At 73.2% G+C, this 17,244-nt stretch carries 16 protein-coding genes; 10 read left to right on the forward strand and 6 right to left on the reverse strand.

Annotated features, from left to right (window positions below; translation table 11 throughout):
* The coding region (locus AE652_RS16310; RefSeq protein ID WP_049652111.1) for a glycosyltransferase family 1 protein at positions 1–1,029 on the reverse strand (1,029 nt) is incomplete at its 3' end.
* A 198-nt stretch (positions 1,030–1,227) separates the two neighbouring features.
* A complete protein-coding gene (locus tag AE652_RS16315; RefSeq protein ID WP_049652112.1) occupies positions 1,228–1,416 on the reverse strand; it encodes a DUF1508 domain-containing protein in 189 nt (62 codons plus the stop codon).
* A gap of 546 nt (positions 1,417–1,962) precedes the next feature.
* Between AE652_RS16315 and AE652_RS16320 the strand changes: the two genes are divergently transcribed.
* Positions 1,963–3,459 carry an IMP dehydrogenase gene (locus AE652_RS16320; RefSeq protein WP_049652113.1) on the forward strand — a complete coding sequence of 499 codons (1,497 nt, stop codon included), beginning with the start codon at positions 1,963–1,965 and terminating at the stop codon, positions 3,457–3,459.
* Between the two features lie 169 nt (positions 3,460–3,628).
* On the opposite strand, the gene AE652_RS16325 is transcribed toward AE652_RS16320, so the two are convergent.
* The gene (locus AE652_RS16325) at positions 3,629–4,267 is read right to left on the reverse strand and encodes an HAD family hydrolase (protein ID WP_049652114.1); all 639 of its coding nucleotides are present in this window, start codon (positions 4,265–4,267) and stop codon (positions 3,629–3,631) included.
* 663 nt (positions 4,268–4,930) lie between these two features.
* Between AE652_RS16325 and AE652_RS16330 the strand changes: the two genes are divergently transcribed.
* Genes AE652_RS16330 through AE652_RS16360 form a run of 7 tightly spaced genes read left to right on the forward strand, consistent with a single transcriptional unit; the run spans position 4,931 to position 11,477 of the window.
* The gene (locus tag AE652_RS16330) at positions 4,931–5,461 is read left to right on the forward strand and encodes an adenine phosphoribosyltransferase (RefSeq protein WP_049652115.1); all 531 of its coding nucleotides are present in this window, start codon (positions 4,931–4,933) and stop codon (positions 5,459–5,461) included.
* 11 nt (positions 5,462–5,472) lie between these two features.
* Positions 5,473–5,766 carry an acyl carrier protein gene (locus AE652_RS16335; protein ID WP_049652116.1) on the forward strand — a complete coding sequence of 98 codons (294 nt, stop codon included), beginning with the start codon at positions 5,473–5,475 and terminating at the stop codon, positions 5,764–5,766.
* Positions 5,763–6,989, forward strand: coding sequence for a cytochrome P450 (locus AE652_RS16340; RefSeq protein WP_049652117.1), 1,227 nt, complete (start codon positions 5,763–5,765; stop codon positions 6,987–6,989). Before AE652_RS16335 ends, AE652_RS16340 begins: the two co-directional genes overlap by 4 nt.
* 5 nt (positions 6,990–6,994) lie before the next feature.
* A complete protein-coding gene (locus tag AE652_RS16345) occupies positions 6,995–8,452 on the forward strand; it encodes an amino acid adenylation domain-containing protein (protein WP_049652118.1) in 1,458 nt (485 codons plus the stop codon).
* A gap of 25 nt (positions 8,453–8,477) precedes the next feature.
* Positions 8,478–9,263, forward strand: coding sequence for a thioesterase II family protein (locus tag AE652_RS16350; RefSeq protein WP_159028461.1), 786 nt, complete (start codon positions 8,478–8,480; stop codon positions 9,261–9,263).
* Complete coding sequence (locus AE652_RS16355) at positions 9,260–10,294, forward strand: low specificity L-threonine aldolase (protein WP_063780173.1); 1,035 nt, start codon at positions 9,260–9,262, stop codon at positions 10,292–10,294. Before AE652_RS16350 ends, AE652_RS16355 begins: the two co-directional genes overlap by 4 nt.
* A gap of 22 nt (positions 10,295–10,316) precedes the next feature.
* Positions 10,317–11,477, forward strand: coding sequence for an MFS transporter (locus AE652_RS16360; protein ID WP_079272524.1), 1,161 nt, complete (start codon positions 10,317–10,319; stop codon positions 11,475–11,477).
* A 109-nt stretch (positions 11,478–11,586) separates the two neighbouring features.
* Here the strand turns inward: AE652_RS16360 and AE652_RS16365 are convergent, their stop codons facing one another.
* Both AE652_RS16365 and AE652_RS16370 read right to left on the reverse strand, forming a co-directional pair.
* Positions 11,587–12,234, reverse strand: coding sequence for an HNH endonuclease family protein (locus AE652_RS16365; protein ID WP_049652121.1), 648 nt, complete (start codon positions 12,232–12,234; stop codon positions 11,587–11,589).
* A 198-nt stretch (positions 12,235–12,432) separates the two neighbouring features.
* A complete protein-coding gene (locus AE652_RS16370) occupies positions 12,433–13,848 on the reverse strand; it encodes an amino acid permease (protein ID WP_049652122.1) in 1,416 nt (471 codons plus the stop codon).
* 457 nt (positions 13,849–14,305) lie between these two features.
* Here AE652_RS16370 and AE652_RS16375 point away from each other — a divergent pair, with 457 nt between their 5' ends.
* A complete protein-coding gene (locus tag AE652_RS16375; protein WP_049652123.1) occupies positions 14,306–14,521 on the forward strand; it encodes a hypothetical protein in 216 nt (71 codons plus the stop codon).
* Positions 14,522–14,660: 139 nt separating this feature from the next.
* Here AE652_RS16375 and AE652_RS16380 read toward each other — a convergent pair whose 3' ends face one another.
* Positions 14,661–15,653, reverse strand: a complete 993-nt coding sequence (locus tag AE652_RS16380; RefSeq protein WP_082345757.1) for a deoxyribonuclease IV — start codon at positions 15,651–15,653, stop codon at positions 14,661–14,663.
* A gap of 199 nt (positions 15,654–15,852) precedes the next feature.
* Here AE652_RS16380 and AE652_RS16385 point away from each other — a divergent pair, with 199 nt between their 5' ends.
* On the forward strand, positions 15,853–17,217 hold the full coding sequence (locus tag AE652_RS16385; protein WP_049652124.1) for a cytochrome P450: 1,365 nt from the start codon (positions 15,853–15,855) through the stop codon (positions 17,215–17,217).
* The last annotated feature ends 27 nt before the right edge of the window (positions 17,218–17,244 follow it).

A 17,244-nucleotide genomic window follows, 5' to 3' on the forward strand; every position in this document is an offset into this window, starting at 1 on the left:
CGCCGGGTCGGCGGCCAGCTCGGCGACCGCCCGGGCCACCGCGGCGGCGTCCCGGGGCGGCACCAGCAGGCCGGTGCGGTGGTGGGCGACCAGGTCCAGCGGGCCGCCCGCCGCGGGGCCGATCACCGGTACGCCGCTGGCCATCGCCTCCTGGATGGTCTGACAGAAGGTCTCCAGCGGACCGGTGTGCACGAAGACGTCCAGGGTGGCGAAGCAGCGCGCGAGCTCGTCCCCGGTGCGCCGGCCGAGGAACACGGCGCCCGGCATCGAGGCCTTCAGGCCGGGCGCCGAGGGGCCGTCCCCGACGACCACCACCCGTACCCCGGGCAGTGCCGAGGCCGCCGCCAGCAGGTCGACTCGCTTCTCCGGCGCCAGCCGTCCGACGTACCCGACCAGCACCTCCCCGCCCGGGGCGAGCGCCCGGTGCAGCGCCTCGTCCCGGTGCCGGGGGTGGAACCGCACCGAGTCCACTCCGCGCGGCCACAGCTGCACCCTCGGCACCCCGTGCGCGGTGAGGTCCTGGGCGGCGGGGGTGGAGGGCGCCAGGGTACGGGCGGCCGCGCGGTGCACGGCCCGGATCCGCCGCCAGGCGGCGGCCTCCCCGAGCCCCCGCCCGGCCCGGTAGGCGTGCGCGTACCCGGCCAGATCGGTCTGGTAGACGGCGACGGCGGGCACCCCGAGCCGCGCCGCGACCTGCATCCCGCGCGCGCCGAGCACGAACGGGCTGGCCAGGTGGACGAGGTCCGGCCGGTGTCCGGCGACGGCGGCCGCCAGCTGCCGACTGGGCAGGGCGATCCGTACCTGGGGGTATCCCGGCAGCGGCACCGACGGGATGCGCACCACGGGAATCTCCGGCACCGCGCCGCCGCCGAAGGTCTCCGGCGGGCACTCGGCGCCCCGCGCCGGCGAGGGGGTGACGACAAGGGGCCGGTGGCCCCGGCGGACCAGGTGCTCGGCCGTCCGCAGCACGCTGTGGGCGACTCCGTTGACCTCGGGCGGGAAGGATTCGGTGACGATGACGACGCGCATGCCAGTGTTCTGTCCGCGTCCGGCGTGCACCCGGCCAAAGGGATCTGTCGTAGAGGCGAACGCGGGTCGGCGATTTGCACCGCCGACCCGCGCTCCGGAGCCGGGCCCGCCACACCGTCCCGTGCGTCGGATCCCGGCCTGTCACACCGTCCCGCGTCCCGGCCCGTCACACCGTCCCGTGCGTCGGGGCCCGGACCGTCACACCGACCCGGCGGTCTCCTTGAGTTCCGCGTACGGCGCGAGCTTGCGGATCGACGCGATGCTCCTCAGGCAGTCGTCCTTGCTCTCCTGCGGGTCGCCGGTCACCACGATCGTCCCGTTGCTCGCCTTGAGCCGGAACCGGTGCATGCCGCCCTCGTCCACGTACAGTTCGAATTTCCCGGCCATGCCAGATACAGCCTTCCGCTCGGATGACCCCCTGGCACCGCAACCTAGGGCCCACCCCACCACGCCGCCCGCCGACCGGACCCGTTCGGGTCACACCGCCGCGCGGCGTCGCCGACCGGCCGCGCTCCCGGGCCCCGCCGGGCGACCGGGCGAGTAGGCGAACGGCCCACGCGCGGACGCGACGGGCTGGTCCCGCCCCACCCGCGCGTGGAGTCTCCGGCCCGGGGTCCGCCGCCCGACCGGAGCCGTCCGCGTCGTCAAGTGCCGTTGACGACACCTCGGTTCTCCGTGTCCGTACCGCCGGGTGCACCGCTCCTCGGGAGCCGCCGACGGCGATGACGGTGATTCGTCAACAAGTCGGGCAGTCGATAAGGTGCGTAGTCAACTGCCGCGCCTCGCACCTGAGGCCCGGTCAGGATGCGCGCCCTGGTGGGGCGGAGCTCCGCCGTGCCCGTCCGTGAACCTGACCGGTCGAGCCGTCGGGCACGGGCGCGGTCTTCGCGGTCGGGCCGACCGGCGCCGCCCGCTCGGGATCAGGAGGAATGCATGGCACAGATCATCGCCGAGGTGTCGCGGACGTTCAACGAGTACCTGCTGCTCCCGAACCGGACTCGGACCGACTGCAGGCCCGCGGCCGTTGATCTCCGGACGCCCCTGGTGCGGCACCGGGTGGGCGAGGCCTCGGCGATCGAGCTGCACGCCCCGTTCGTGTCGGCGATCATGCAGGCGGTCAGCTCCCCGGAGCTCGCGATCGCGCTCGCCCGCAACGGCGGTCTGAGCTTCATCCACCACAACCAGCCGGTCGAGGAACAGGCGGCGGCCGTCCGGAAGGTGAAGAACTTCAAGGCCGGTTTCGTCACCAGCGACACCAACGTCCGGCCCGACGACACCCTCCGCGACCTGGTCGCGGTGATGCGCCGGACCGGCCACAGCACCGCCGCCGTCACCCACGACGGGACGGCGACCGGGCGCCTGCTCGGCCTGGTGACCTCGCGCGACTTCCACCCCCAGCGGCACGACCTCGACGGTCCCGTCAGCGGCCGGATGACCCCCCTCGGCGAGCTGCCCCACGCGGGTGGCGACGTCACCCTCTCCGAGGCGAACGCGAGGCTGTGGGAGGAGCGGCTGGACTGCCTCCCGGTGCTGGACGGCGAGGGGCACCTCCAGCACCTGGTGTTCCGGTCCGACTACGCGGACAACAAGCGCTTCCCGAACCAGGTCGTGGACGGCGGCAAGCGCCTGCGCGTGGGCGCGGGCGTCAACACCCACGACTACCGCGAGCGGGTTCCGGCCCTGTTGGAGGCGGGCGCGGACGTCCTGTGCTTCGACTCGTCCGACGGCTACAGCGACTGGCAGGCGGAGGCGCTGACCTGGACGAAGAAGAACTACCCGGAGATCCCGATCGGCGGCGGCAACGTGGTGGACGGCGAGGCGTTCACGTTCCTCGCCGAGGCCGGCGCCGACTTCGTGAAGATCGGTGTGGGCGGCGGCTCCATCTGCATCACGCGCGACCAGAAGGGCATCGGCCGGGGCCAGGCCAGCGCCGTCCTCGACGTCGCCGCCGCCCGGGACGCCTTCCTGGAGCGCACCGGCGACTACGTGCCGCTCTGCTCCGACGGCGGCCTGGTGGAGGACTACCACGTGGCCCTGGCGCTGGCGATGGGCGCGGACTTCGTCATGATGGGGCGGTACTTCGCCCGCTTCGACCAGGCACCCGGCGCGAAGGTCCCGACCAGGGACGGCTTCGTCAAGGAGTACTGGGGCGAGGGCTCCAACCGTGCCCGCAACTGGCAGCGCTACGGCCAGGGCGGCCAGGGGCTGGTCTTCGAGGAGGGGGTCGACGGCTACGTTCCCTACGCCGGCGACCTCAACGAGGGCCTGGCCACCACCATGGCGAAGATCAAGTCCACCATGGTCTCCTGCGGTTCCGTGACGCTGCCGGAGTTCCAGTCCACCGCGCGGCTGACCCTGGTGTCCGAGCAGAGCTTCCAGGAGAGCCACGCGAGCGTCACCCTGCGGGACACCTCCGGGACGGTCGCCTGAGCAACGGCGTGAGCGGTCGCGACGCGGAACCCCGCTGAAGGGACCCCGCGGGCGTACCCGCGACGAACGGGCCGACGACGAACGGACCCGCGGGCGACCGGGCCCGTGCATGACCGGACCCGCGGGTGATCGAGAGCCGGAGGCTCGACCACCCGCGGGTCCGGTGCCGTCAGCCGGCGAGGTGGGCGTCGAGCCACCCCGGGAACTCGGTCAGGTCCTTCAGGACGACGTCGGCACCCGCCTCGCGCAGGTGGTCCGCGGTGAACGGCCCGGTGGCCACGGTCACCGCGAGGGCGCCGCCGGCCCGCGCCCCGGTGATGTCGCCGAGGTGGTCGCCGACGTAGACGGAGGCGCCCTGCTCGCGCAGGACGGCGCCCTTGCGGTCGGCGAAGACCGAGCCGAAGACGTCGTCGACCTTGATGCCGAGCGCGGCGAGGTTCAGCCGGGCGTTGGGCTCGAACTTGCCGGTGACGACGATCGTCCGACCGCCGTGCCGGTGGACGGCGGCGATCGCCTCCAGCGCGCCGGGCAGCAACTCGCCCACCGGGGCGCCGTATTGGGGGAACAGCGCCCGGTACCGGTCGGCGGCCGCGTCCACCTCGTCGGCGGGGAACCAGTTGGCCAGCTCCTCCTCGATCGGCGGGCCGACGCGGGTGATCGCCAGGTCGCTGTCGATGGCGACCCCCGTCTCGGCCGCCACCATGTCCAGCACCGCCTTGATGCCCGGCCGGCCGTCGGCCAGCGTCATGTCGAGGTCGAACCCTATGGTCAGTGCGGGTGCGGGGGACGCGTTCTCGGTCGTGTTCATGGCAGCAATGATCCGACCAAGCTTGTGGCGAAGCAAGTTTGAGACTTCGTCAGACCTCAGGGCCCGAGGCCTGTTGACAGGTCGGGTTCCCGGCGGGCGCATGGGGAGCCGCAGGCGACCGACTCCGGCAAACCGCCCGCAATCCGGCAGACCCGATGATTTCGACGCCAATGCCGGTGCGGCCAGGGCATTTTCGGCCTGACTTACCGTCAATTACTGTTTCCCCCTGGATGAAAGACCAGGCGATCTTGCCGAGGGGTCGCCCGCGATGTAGCTTCGTCTGTAGCGTCATGAACACGCCAGCTAGCGGTGCGGAATCAACCGGGGGGCTGTGTTTGCCGATGAAGTTCTGGTGTTGACCAGTGATCCGACTGCCACGGGCTGCGTGAACGTGCCCAGGGGGCTCCCGGCTCTGGAAGAGCCCGCCGATGAGATTTCCGGTGTAGGAGAACCATTTCCCCGGGCAGGCGCATCGGCCGCTTCGGCACGATGGCGGATCGTCCCCCTCACTCTGCAAATCCGGAACCACTTTCAGTAGCAGGCCTTTCCTGGCGTGCCCGCGTGCTCACGTACCCGCGTGCTCACGTGCTCACGTGCTCACAGGCTCACGGGCTCGAGCGCTCGCCGGGACCTTTCACTGCCGTACGGCAGCAAGGAGGACTCATGAAGACCGGTCATCAGCGGGACGGCGAATCAACGGTTCCAGTGTTCAAGGACTTCCGGGCCGGCGTGGCGTTCCGCGACGTCATGCCCGTCCTGGCCAGCCGGGAGTCCTTCGGTGCGGCGATCGACGGCCTCACGGAGTGGTCGACTCCACTCGCCCCGGACTACGTCGCCGGCATAGACGCGCGCGGCTTCATCCTCGGTGGGGCCCTGGCGGACCGCCTGGGCTGCGGCTTCCTGGCCATTCGCAAAGAGGGGAAGCTGCCGGGCGAGACGGTGGGGCGGACGTTCTCCGGCGAATACTCGACCGACCGGATCGAGATTCGCAAGGACCTGGTGCCGCCCGGTGCCCGGGTCCTCATCCATGACGACATCGTCGCGACCGGGAACTCGGTGGCGGCCGCCGTGGAAATGCTCGAGGAGCTGGGCGCCACGGTGGTCGGAATCACGTGCTTGATCGAGAAGTCGTTCCTGAAGGGAAGGTCGCGCGTGAGCGTGCCTCTCTTCTCGGTCTATTCCTTCGACGCGTAAGGGAGTTGCTCGTGGCAGTGGAAACAGCACGGCAGACGTCGGTCCAGGAACGCCTCGCACAATTATGGGCCGCCCGGCTGGAGATCTCGTCGATCGGCCTGGACGAGGACTTCTTCGAACTCGGCGGCGACTCGCTGACCGCCGCGGAACTGCAGGGGGACATCGACCGGGAATTCGGGGTGGAGGTGTCGGCCACGACCCTCTTCCTGTCGCCCACCATCGCGGAGTTGACCCAGGTGATCGAAGAGGCGGTGGCGGCGGCCCGGCCCGGGACGGCCGAGGCGTACCCGGGAGGCCGGCAGTGAGCACCGGCACGGCGGGTGACCTCACCGACCCCGCGCTCTACTCCCAGGGCGAACCGCACGAGGTCTGGCGCCGCCTCCGCGAACACGACCCGGTCCACTGGCAGCCGAACTCCGGCCGTGGCGGCGGCTACTGGGTCGTCACCCGGTACGCCGACGTCGAGCGGGTGCTGCACGACTACTCCGCCTTCACCTCGGAGCGGGGCACCCTGCTCAACCTGCTCGGCCGAGGCGACCCGGCGGCCGGGAAGCAGCTGGCGGCGACCGACCCGCCGCACCACGACCGGGCGCGGATCCCGCTCAAGCAGGCCCTCGCCGTCAAGCCGCTCGCCTCGTTCTCCGACCGGATCCAGGCCGGCATCCGTGACCTGCTCGCCCCCGGAGCCGACGGACAGCCCTTCGACTTCGCGGTCGCGATGGCCCGGCTGCCCCTGGTCGCCCTCAGCCCCATCCTCGGGCTGCCCGCCGAGGACCACGAGCGCCTCATCCGCCTGGCCATGATGTCGACGGCGGAGGAGGACCCGGAGTTCCAGCTGCCGGGCGGTGTGGAGCCGACCCTCAAGCGCGGCCACCGGGAGATCTTCGCCTACTTCTCGGACCTGGTCCGGGCCCGGCTGCGGGATCCCGGCGACGACCTGATCAGCGTGCTGGCCGAGACCGAGGTGGACGGCGAGCCCATCTCGACCGGCTCGGTGATCTCCAACTGCTACAGCATGCTGCTGGGTTCGGCCGGAACGCTGCCGCACGTCCCGATCGCCGCGATCGTCGAACTGGCCGGCAGCCCGCGGTACGAGGACTGGGCCTCGCACCCGGAGCTGCTGGACTCCGGCATCGAGGAGGCCCTGCGCTGGGCCACGCCGGCCAGCAACTTCATGCGTTACGCGCTCCAGCCGGTCGAACTCTCCGGCGTGCGGATCGCCGAGGGCGACGCCGTGGTCGCCTACCTCGCCTCGGCCAACCGGGACGCCGAGGTCTTCCCCGACCCCGACGTGTTCGACATCCGGCGGCGCCCCAACCGGCACCTCGCCTTCGGTGTCGGCCACCACTACTGCGTCGGCTCGCACCTCGCCCGGCTGGCCCTGCGCCTGCTGTTCACCGAGCTGTTCGCGACGTTCTCCTCGATCGAGGTGGTCGGCGGGATCGAGCGGATGCACTCGACGTTCCTGGCCGGCTTCAAGCGGGTGCCCGTCGCGGGCGTGCCCCGCGGGGCCACCGTGAAGGGCTGAGGCGGATGACCCACTGGGTACCGGACCTGCCGGTCGTGCCGCTCGACGCCCCGCCGCACATCCTCGACCTGGTCGAACCGTTCCGGGGCCGGGGCGCGGCGGTCGTGGACGCCGGGGGATCGCTCGACCACGCCGAGCTGGACGAGCGGTCCGCCGTGGTCGCCACCGCGCTGCGGGCCGCCGGGGTGGAGCCGGACAGCCCGGTCGTCGTGCACGCGCGGCTGTCCCGCTGGGCGGTCGTCGCCATGCTCGGGGTGCTGCGGGCCGGAGCGCGGTACGTCCCCGTGGACGCGGGGTTCCCGGTCGCCAGGCAGCGCTACATCGCGGAGGCCAGCGGCGCGCGGTTCGCGGTGTCGGAGCCCGGGCTGGACGTCCGGCTCGACGGCCTCCGCACGGTGCCGGCCGACACCGACGGCCCCCGGGGCGGGACCGTCCGCGGCACCCTGGCGTACACCTGCTTCACCAGCGGGTCGACCGGCCGGCCGAAGGGCGTCACGATCTCCGCCGCCGCGCTGGCGGCCTCGACCGCGGCCCGGCTCGCGTACTACCCGACGCCGGTCTCCACCTTCCTGCTCTGCTCGTCGATCTCCTTCGACAGCTCGGTCGCCGGCATCTACTGGACCCTGGCCTGCGGCGGCCGACTGGTCATCCCGAGCGACCGCCCGGCGGACCTGCTGGCGGTCGGCCGGGCCGCGCGGGACCACCGGGCGTCGCACCTGCTCATGCTCCCGTCGCTCTACGACATCGCCCTGCGCGGCGGCCTCGCCGAGCGGGCCGGCACGCTCTCCACGGTGATCGTCGCCGGGGAGGCCTGCCCGCCCGACCTGGTCCGGCAGCACTTCGCCGCGCTCCCGGGCACCCGGCTCTACAACGAGTACGGCCCGACGGAGTGCACGGTGTGGAGCGCGGTCCACGAGTGCACCCCGGCGGACGCGGACCTCCCGGACGTGCCGATCGGCGGCGCCGTCCCCGGGACCAGCCTCTACGTCCGCTCCGCCGACGGCGCCGCCGTACCGCCCGGGGAGCCCGGGGAGCTCCACATCGGCGGACCGGGCCTCGCCGAGCCGGCCCGCGAGCTCTACCGCACGGGGGACATCGTGTCCGTCACCGCCGGGGCCGAGCTGCGCTTCCACGGCCGGGCCGACCACCAGCTCAAACTCGGCGGGATGCGCGTCGACCGCTCCGAGATCGAACAGGCGCTGCGCACCCACCGGGACGTGGCGGCGGCCGCGGTCGGCGTCTGCACCGTCCAGGGGCGGAAGAAGGTGGTCGGCTTCGTCAGCTCGACCACCGGGGAGGTCGACCGGCGCAGCCTCCGGGCGCACCTCATCGAACGCCTGCCGGCCGTCGCCGTACCGAGCCGCATCGTGGCGCTGCCCCGGTTGCCCGTGCTGCCCAACGGCAAGGTCGACCACGGCGCGATCGACGAGCTGGCCCACGACACGCTGCTGCAGAAGAACTGACCGACGGAAGGAGGTGGGGACGACCGTGGCAGCACCCCGTTGGCTGATGTGCCGTCAGCGTCGACCCGACGCCGCCCTGCGCCTCTACTGCTTCCCGCACAGCGGCGGTTCGCCCGGCGAGTACCTGCGCTGGGCGGACCGGCTCCCCGCCGAGGTCGAGGTGTGGGGGGTCCAACTCCCGGGCCGCGGCAGCAGGATGCGCGAGCCGGCCATGACCGACCTGCGGGAGCTGGTCGGCGCGTTGACGGAACAGGCCGAGTTCACCGGCCCGTACGCCTTCCTCGGGCACAGCCTCGGCGCGATCGTCGCCTACGAGACGGCCGTCGCGCTGCGGGCGCTCGGACGCCCGGAGCCGGAGCGGCTCATCGTGTCCGTGAACGGCCCCCCGCACCTGCACCGCCCCGGACTGCCGCTCCACCTCCTCGACGGCGTCGACTTCGTCCCCCGGGTCGAGGAGCGGTACGGGCCGCTGCCGCCGGAACTCGGGAACGACCCGCGGATGCGCGAGCTGTACCTGGCCAACCTGCACGCGGACCTGACCGTCGTCGCGACCTACCGGCACGTCCCGACCGCCCCGCTGAGCTGCCCCGTCCTCGCGCTCGGCGCCACCGACGACTGGGAGGACGAGAGCAGGCTGCGCGAGTGGGGCCGGCACACCACCGGCCCGTCCGACGTCCGGATCCTTCCGGGCGGCCACTTCTACTTCCGGGACCACCCGGACCTCTTCTTCGACTGCCTGACGGACAGCCTCGGCGCCCTCACCGGGGCCCCGGCCGTCCGTCCGGCACCCGACCCCAAGGGAGCGCCGTGACCAGCCAGACCATCGACCTGCGGAGCGACACCGTCACCAGGCCCAGCGCGGCCATGCGAGCCGCCATGGCCGCCGCCGAGGTCGGCGACGACACCCTCGGCGACGACCCCACGGTGATCCGGCTGGAACGGATGCTCGCCGACGCCTTCGGGTTCACCGGCGCGCTGTTCCTGCCCAGCGGGGTCATGGCCAACCAGCTCGCGCTCCGGCTGCTGGTGCCGCCGGGCCAGGAGCTGCTGGCCGACGCCGGCGCGCACTTCCTGCTCTACGAGGACGGCGGAGTCGCCTGGCACGGCGGGATCCTGACCCGGACGACGGTCTCCGAGGACGGCCTGATCGACCCGGAGGTGCTCGCCCGGATGATCCGTCCCGCCACCGCCTACGGCAGCGGGACCCGGGCGGTGGCGGTGGAGAACACCCACAACGCCGCCGGCGGCGTGGTGTACCCGCTGGCCGCGCTGGAGGAGATCCGGCGGGTCACCCGCGAGGCCGGGGTCACGGTGCACTGCGACGGCGCCCGGATCTGGAACGCCCACGTCGCCAGCGGCGTCCCCTTCGAGGCCTACGGAGCCTGTTTCGACACGCTGTCCCTCTGCTTCTCCAAGGGGCTCGGCGCGCCCGCCGGCACCGTGCTGCTCCTGGACGCCGACCGCGTGGAGGAGGCCCGGGTCATGCGGCACCGGATGGGCGGCTCCATGCGGCAGACCGGGATCCTGGCCGCCGCCGCCATCCACGCCTTCGAGCACAACATCGGGCGGATGGCCGAGGACCACGCGAACGCGGCCCTGATCGCCGGTCTGCTGCGCGACGGCGGACTGGACGTCCGGGAGCCGCAGACCAACCTGGTGTTCGTGGAAGTGCCCGACGCGGCAGGGGTGCAGGAGCTCTGCGCGGCGTCCGGCGTTAGGGTCTCGGTGATGGGACCGCAAACGGTCCGCCTGGTGGCCCACTTGGACGTCGACAAGCAGCAGTGCGAGCGGGCGGCACGGACGGTCGCCGAGGCTGTCGCCCAACTGGCCACGGGTAACTGAGCACGTGTAGGAGCAGCTTGAGATGTCGTTCCGAGTGTGGCTGTCGGCCAGGTTCTTCCTGTTCTTCCTGACCTGGAGCTCGTACCTCTCCTACTGGGGGGTCTGGCTGCTCGCTTCCGGTTTCGGACCGACGGAGGTCACCGCGGTCATCACCGCCGGTCTGTTGTCGCGCTCGGTCTCCATCGCCGTCGTCTTCCCGGTGCTCTGCCGGACGGTCCCGCTCCGGAGACTGTCGCAGCTGCTCGCCTGGACGGCGACGGCGCTCAGCCCGCTCTATCTGACGCATCCTCAGTTCGCTTCCATGATGGTGGTGTCGGTGCTCGTCGGCGTCAGCTACCCACTGCTGATGCCGTTGAGCGAGACCCTCGCGACCATCGGTGCGGCGAACGGGCAGGTCGACTACGGGAGCGTCCGCTACTTCGGTTCGGCGGGGTTCCTCTTCGGCCTGGGCGTGTCCGGCGTCGTCGGGCGGACGGTCGGCAGCGGCGCGTTGGTGGGGGTCTTCGTCGTCGGCTGCCTGCTGCTCGCGCTGGCGGACCTGGCGCACCCCGTCGGGTTCCCGACGGTGGCGACCGTGGCCGGCGGCGGCCGCGGCCGGCTGCTGCGCAACCGCGTCTACGCGCTCGGCCTGGGCAGTTCCGTGCTGCTCCAGGGCGCCCACGCGGCCTACTACGCCTTCGGCGTCGAGTACTTCGGCCGGCTCGGCGTGTCGAGCATCAACGTCAGCCTCATGCTGGCGCTGGCCGTGGGGTGCGAGCTGCTCCTGTTCAAGTACGCGGGGCCGATGCTCGGCCGCTACCCGGTCCCGGTCCTCTTCGCCGCCGCCGCGGTGCTCTCGGTGCTGCGCTGGGGCCTGCTCGCGGTGCCGATGCCGCTGGTGTGCGTCGTGCTCACCCAGACGCTCCACGCGGGCACCTTCGCGCTGACCCACGTCGCGCACGCGCGCTGCGTGCAGGGCCACGTCCCCGAGGACCTCTGGTCGGACGCCCAGGCGCTCTACGCCGGGTTGGCCATCGGCCTCGGTGTCGCCGCCGTCACCGCCGTCACCGGCCCGCTCTACGCGGCCTCCCCGCATTGGGCGTTCCTGGCGATGGCCGCGGTCTGCCTGCCCTGCTTCCTGCTGGTCCGGTGGCAGGTCAGGCTGCTGCGGGACGGGGCGGAGGTTCCCGAGCGGGTTGCGTGAGCGCGCCGTCCGGCTGCCGCCGCGCCGCTGTACCGGCGTACCCGGGCGGGGCGCGTACGGCACCGCGGCCCGGCGCGGGGTGAGCGCCGGGCCGAGGGGGCCGCGGGGTTCAGCAGTTGGCGAGGATGCCGGTGAGCGCGTTCTTCTCGGCGCTGTCCACGCTCAGGCCGTAGTACTGCTTCACCTGCACCCAGGCGCGGGCGTAGGTGCAGCGGTAGGAGGCCTGGGGGAGCCACTCGGCCGGGTCGCGGTCGCCCTTGGAGCGGTTGCTGCTCGCGGAGACCAGCAGCAGCTGGGGGCGGGTGACGTCGTTGGCGAAGGCCTGGCGCTGGGGGGTGGTCCAGGCCCAGGCGCCGGAGGCCCAGGCCTCGGAGAGCGGCACCAGGTGGTCGACGTCGAAGGAGGAGGCGTTGGTGGTGGTCGCGCCGTCGTACGGCGAGGACCAGTTGCCGCTGGTGGCCTTGCAGGAGGTGTCGGTGGCGACGTTGCTGCCGTCCCGCTTGACGACCCACTCGCGGGTGTCGCAGGTGCCGCTGACGGTGATCCAGGTCGGGAACAGCGTGCGGTCGTAGGTGTCGCCGTGGGTCTCCGCGGTGGCGGGCATCGCGGCGAGGTACGTGCGGGCGGTGGCCGCGGAGATCGGGGTCGGCAGGGCGGCCTGGGCGGGGGTGCCGGCCGTGACGACGGTCACGGCGGCGAGGACGGCGGCCACCGGTATGCAGGACAGGAACCGGCGTGCGGGTGCGCTGGGGGCCATGGCGGACGCTCCATCATCAGATCGGATGAACTGCTGAATTGCGTGCGCCAGTGTGGCGATTCGATGACCTACGCGGGTAGACCCGGGAAGTGAAATCCTCGTGCACATCGGACGTGCACCGGACAAGTCCGGCGCGCACCACGGAGGTTCACGAGGATTTCAGGGGATGTGTCGGCTTCTCCGACTGCCGCCGGGAGTTCAGTCGCGGCGCCGGCCCGCCATCCAGACGTAGACCAGGATGCCCGCGAACAGGAACAGGACGCCCTGGTAGACGGCGGCGTAGCCGGCCCCGGCGAGCAGCCAGATCGAGAAGGCGAAGGCGCCCAGGCCGAGGACGGCGTCGCGCACCAGCCGCCCGCCGTCGACCTTCTCGCCGGCCCCGCGCACCAGCCAGTACAGCTGGGCTGCGGTGGAGAGCAGGTACGGCACGGTCGCGGTGAAGGTGGTGACCAGCACCAGCATGTCGAAGGCGCCCTTCGCGCCGCTGGCGAAGTTGAGCACGGTCAGCGCCGAGGCCAGCGCCACGCTGACCAGCACGCCGAAGGTCGGCACCCCGCGCCGCTCCTTGCCGAAGGCGGCCGGGAACAGGCCGTCCTTGGCAGCCGCGTACGGGGCCTGGGCGGAGAGCAGGGTCCAGCCGTTGAGGGCGCCGGTCATCGAGACCAGCGCGGCGACGGCGATCGCCGTGCCGCCCCAGGTGCCGCCGAACATCGCGTTCACGGCGTCCGAGAACGGCGCGGCGGAGTGGACGAGCTGCTGGTGCGCCACGGTGCCGAACACCGCCAGGGTGCCGAGCAGGTAGACCACCGCCGCACCGGCCGTCCCGAGCACGCTGGCCCGGCCGACGTTGCGCTCCGGGTCGCGGACCTTGCCGGCGCTCATCGCCGCCGACTCCACACCCAGGTAGCTGAACAGCAGGATCGCCGCGGCGGCGGACATCCCGCCGGCCCAGCCCTGGCCGCTGGCGTCGAAGGGCCCGAGGTTCTTCGGGTCGAAGAAGAACAGCCCGCCCACCGCGACCAGCAGCAGCGGGACGAACTTCAGTACGGTGGAGACGAGTTGGACCGCCCCGACGTAGCGGGTGCCGGCCAGGTTGGCCAGCGCCGGCAGCCACTGGAAGGCCAGCGCGGCGATGATCTCCAGCGGGATGGAGTGGTGCAGCGGCAGCAGCACGTCCAGGTACCCGACGGCGGCCACGGCGAGCGCGGCGTTGCTGACCCAGGTGGTGATCCAGTACGACCAGGCGGACAGGAAGCCGGCGAAGTCCCCGAAGGCCTCGCGGGCGTAGACGTACGGCCCGCCGGTGCGCGGGTTGCGGCGGGCCAGCTGCCCGAAGACCAGCGCCAGCGCGATCGCGCCCACGGTGAGCACCACGAAGGCGACCAGGCTGACCGTGCCGAACGGGGCCACGGCGGCCGGGATCATGAAGATGCCGCCGCCGATGATGTTGCCCATCACCAGGGCGGTGGCGGTCGTCAGCCCGAAGCGGCGGCCGCCCTTCCGCGGCGTCGGGCCGGTCGGTGCGGTGCCGGTGGGCGGGGAGCCGGCCGGCCCCGGGGTCTCCGGGCCGCTCGGTCGGGTCGCCTGCCGGGGTGCGGCGGGACTGGTCTGCATGAGGGTGGTGCGCCTTTCGTGGTGCTGCTCCTGCTGCCGCCGGGTTGCGCGGCCGCGCTCGCTGCTGCTCCCGCCCGGTGGAGCGGTGGAGCGCCATGGAGCGACCGTTCATGCTCGGACCGGGCGGCACTGTGCACCAAATCGACGGGATTTGTTCAGTTCGTCGGGTCCGTCACCGCAAGACTTGCGGTCGCGGGGCGGCCGGACGGGTACTCGTCCGGCGCCCTCCTCGCGGCTGTTCGACCGGATTCACGGACGTACGCCCGGATTCGTCCGGTCGGGGGAGTTGCCTCACCCGATTGCCTCAGCCCGGTTGCGGCGCGCGCCCGAAGCCGTGCGTTCGTGTGCCAACGTGGGCGCGGCGCCTCCCCGGTGGGGCGCGCCCAGCCCGTCGGGCGGCCGAACCGGCCGGTCGGGGGCGCGGGTTGAGGACCAGAGACGAACCAAAGGACAGCAGATGTCGCTTCGTGGGAAGATCCGCAAGCTCGCCGTGATCGTCGCCGTGGCCGGTGCCGTGGTGGCGGTCCCGACCTCGGCCATGGCGGGGGGCTTCGCTCCGACGCAGTCGGAGGGGCAGAGCCTGGAGTCCGGCTCCGCGGGCGTCGGCCTGTTCGGCCCGCACGCCACCTGGTTCAACTTCGCCGAGCACGGCGAGAGCGACTGCGGCTGCTGATCCCCTCCGCACCCCGAGCCCGGAGGCCGTCCGTCGGCCTCCGGGCTCACCGCTGTCCGGCGACGGGAGGCCCCGGGCTCACGAGCGTCCGGCCCCGGGCCCCGGGCTCACGACCGTCCGTCGGCGTCGGCCCCCGGATTCACGGCCGCCCGGCGGCGGCGGGCTCCGGCAGCCTCGCGGCGCGGGCCCCGGTGCCCCGGACCGCCGCCCGCTCCCGCAGCTCCTTCAGCACCGCGATGTCCATCGCGTGCCCGGTGCCGTCCCCGCCGTGCTTGCGGTCCGGGGTCTCCACCACCAGCGGCACCCCGGCCGTCTCCGGGTGCTCGAACAGCTCGCGGAAGGGCTCGGCGCCGATCATCCCGGCGCCGATGTTGGCGTGCCGGTCCTTGCGGGCGCCGACGACGTCCTCGGAGTCGTTGGCGTGGATCAGCCGCAGCCGGCCCGGCCCCGCGGCGGCGGCCAGGGCGTCCAGGGCGGCCGTCACCCCGCCCGGCTCCGCCAGGTCGTGCCCGGCGGCGAAGGCGTGGCAGGTGTCCAGGCAGACCCCCACCTTCGGGTGATGGTCCAGCGCCTCCATGTACGCGGCCAGATCCTCCAGCCGCGAGCAGAGCGAGCTGCCCTGCCCCGCCGTCGGCTCCAGCAGCAGCCAGGGCGCGTCGTCGCCGAGCCCGTCCAGCTCCTCCAGCAGCGGCCGGACGTCCGACCGGACCTGCGCCATCGCCTCGGCCCGGCGCGAGCCGCCGCCGGGTGCGCTGCCGACCGCCGAGCCGGTGTGCAGGACGACGCCGAGCGCGCCGATGGCGTGGCCGCGGCGCAGCGAGTGCCGCAGCGAGTCGGCCGAGCGCTCCCGGGTGGCCGGGTTGTCCGAGCCGAAGTTGATCAGGTACGGGGCGTGCACCCAGGCCGGGACGCCCCGCTCGGCGCAGGCGGTACGGAACTCCTCGTCCTGCGCCGGGTTGCCCGGGGGAGTGGCCCAGCCGCGCGGGTTGGCCACGAACACCTGGACCGTCTCCGCGCCGACCCGGCCCGCGTACGCCAGGCCGGTGCCGGCCAGCCCGCGACCGGCCACCGGGACGTGCGCGCCGATCGGGTTGCGGAGGGCGGCGACGGGCGGTACGGGTGCGGTGGTCATGGCCCCGAGCATGCCACGCGCCCGGCCCCGGTCGTCGGGCGGGCCGGGGCGGGAGGTCCGGAGGCCCGGCTCCCGGCGGCCGGAGGAAACGGCTCTCTGTGCTCGATCGAGTGAATCCCGCCTGGAAACCGGGGACCGTGCCGTCCGCATCCGTCACGATCCGGGACCAGAGGACCGCACGACCACTGAGGAGGCAGCCGTGACCACCGCCGAGCCGGCCGAGACCGTCGACCTGCGTGCCGACCACCTGATCCGCGACCCCTTCGCCGCCTTCGCCGACCTGCGCGAGCGCGCCCCGCTCGCCCGCGCCACCATCCCCGGCGTGGAGCCGTTCTGGATCGCCGTCCGCTACCAGGACGTCCGCACCGTGCTGTCCGACCCGCGCTTCGTCAACGACGTGAACGCCGTCGACGGCCCCGTTCCCGACCACCTGACCGCAGACCGGCCCGCCGCCGACGGCCCGACTCCCGACGGGACCGCCACACCCGTCCCCGTGCACCGCACCGAGCAGGTCTGGCGCGCTCGGGGTATGCCGCCCGAGTGCGCGCAGTACCTGCGCGCCGGGGTCTTCGCCGCGGACGGCGCCCGGCACCGCCGGATGCGCGGTCTGGTGCACCCGGCCTTCACGGCCGGCGCCGTGGAGCGGCTGCGCCCCCGGATCGAACGGCTCGCCGAGGAGTACGCCCGGGCGCTGCCCGACCATGCCGACCCGGACGGCGTGGTCGACCTGGTCGTGCACTTCGCGTACCCGCTGCCCGTCACCGTGATCTGCGAGCTGCTCGGCATCCCCGAGTCCGACCGCCCGCAGTGGCGCCGCTGGAGCTCCTACCTCGGCCGGGGCGCCGGGCCCGGCCTGGACGAGGCGTTGCGCGCCATGGTCGCCGCCGCCCGCTCGCTGGTCGAGCTCCGCCGGGGCGAACCCGCCGACGACCTGCTCTCCCGACTGGCGGCCGCGGAGGGCGACAGCCTCGCCCCGGTCGAGACCGTCTCGCTGATCCTCAACCTGGTCGTGGCCGGGCACGAGACCACCGCCACCCTGATCGGCAACGGCACGGCCGCGCTGCTCGCCCACCCCGAACAACTGGAGCTGCTCCGGGCCGACCCGGGCCGGCTGCCCGCCGCCGTCGACGAGCTGATGCGCTGGTGCGGCCCGACGATCGGTGGGGTGCCGCGCTACGCGACGGAGGACCTCACGCTGGCCGGCACCCTGGTCCGCAGGGGCGAGGCGGTGATGCCGATCCTGGCCGGAGCCAACCACGACCCGCGGGCCTATGCCGAGCCGGATCGCCTGGACATCTGCCGGGCGAGCACGCCGGACCGCGCCGGGCACCACGAGGCGCACCTGGGCTTCGGGCACGGCACCCACCGCTGCCTGGGCGCGGTGCTGGCGCACCAGGAAGCGGTGGTCGCCTTCGAGACGCTGCTGCGGACGTACCCGGAGTTGGCGCTCGCGGTCGGTCCGGAGGCCGTCGAGCGCGGACCGAACCCGGCAGCCTGGCACCTCGCCGCGCTGCCCGTCCGCCTCGGGCCGCAGGCCCCGGCCCGGGCAGCGGCCGCCGGCTGAGCCGGTCCACCGGGCCGCACGTACCCG

The sequence above is a fragment of the Kitasatospora sp. MY 5-36 genome, assembly GCF_001182915.1.
Taxonomy (GTDB): domain Bacteria; phylum Actinomycetota; class Actinomycetes; order Streptomycetales; family Streptomycetaceae; genus Kitasatospora.

What these genes read in the sequence shown, in the direction of transcription:
- AE652_RS16315 (WP_049652112.1), bottom strand. Translation starts at nt 1,416, where the DNA reads ATGGCCGGGAAATTCGAACTGTACGTGGACGAGGGCGGCATGCACCGG.
- AE652_RS16320 (WP_049652113.1), top strand. Translation starts at nt 1,963, where the DNA reads ATGGCACAGATCATCGCCGAGGTGTCGCGGACGTTCAACGAGTACCTG.
- AE652_RS16325 (WP_049652114.1), bottom strand. Translation starts at nt 4,267, where the DNA reads ATGAACACGACCGAGAACGCGTCCCCCGCACCCGCACTGACCATAGGG.
- AE652_RS16330 (WP_049652115.1), top strand. Translation starts at nt 4,931, where the DNA reads ATGAAGACCGGTCATCAGCGGGACGGCGAATCAACGGTTCCAGTGTTC.
- AE652_RS16345 (WP_049652118.1), top strand. Translation starts at nt 6,995, where the DNA reads ATGACCCACTGGGTACCGGACCTGCCGGTCGTGCCGCTCGACGCCCCG.
- AE652_RS16360 (WP_079272524.1), top strand. Translation starts at nt 10,317, where the DNA reads ATGTCGTTCCGAGTGTGGCTGTCGGCCAGGTTCTTCCTGTTCTTCCTG.
- AE652_RS16365 (WP_049652121.1), bottom strand. Translation starts at nt 12,234, where the DNA reads ATGGCCCCCAGCGCACCCGCACGCCGGTTCCTGTCCTGCATACCGGTG.
- AE652_RS16370 (WP_049652122.1), bottom strand. Translation starts at nt 13,848, where the DNA reads ATGCAGACCAGTCCCGCCGCACCCCGGCAGGCGACCCGACCGAGCGGC.
- AE652_RS16375 (WP_049652123.1), top strand. Translation starts at nt 14,306, where the DNA reads ATGTCGCTTCGTGGGAAGATCCGCAAGCTCGCCGTGATCGTCGCCGTG.
- AE652_RS16380 (WP_082345757.1), bottom strand. Translation starts at nt 15,653, where the DNA reads ATGACCACCGCACCCGTACCGCCCGTCGCCGCCCTCCGCAACCCGATC.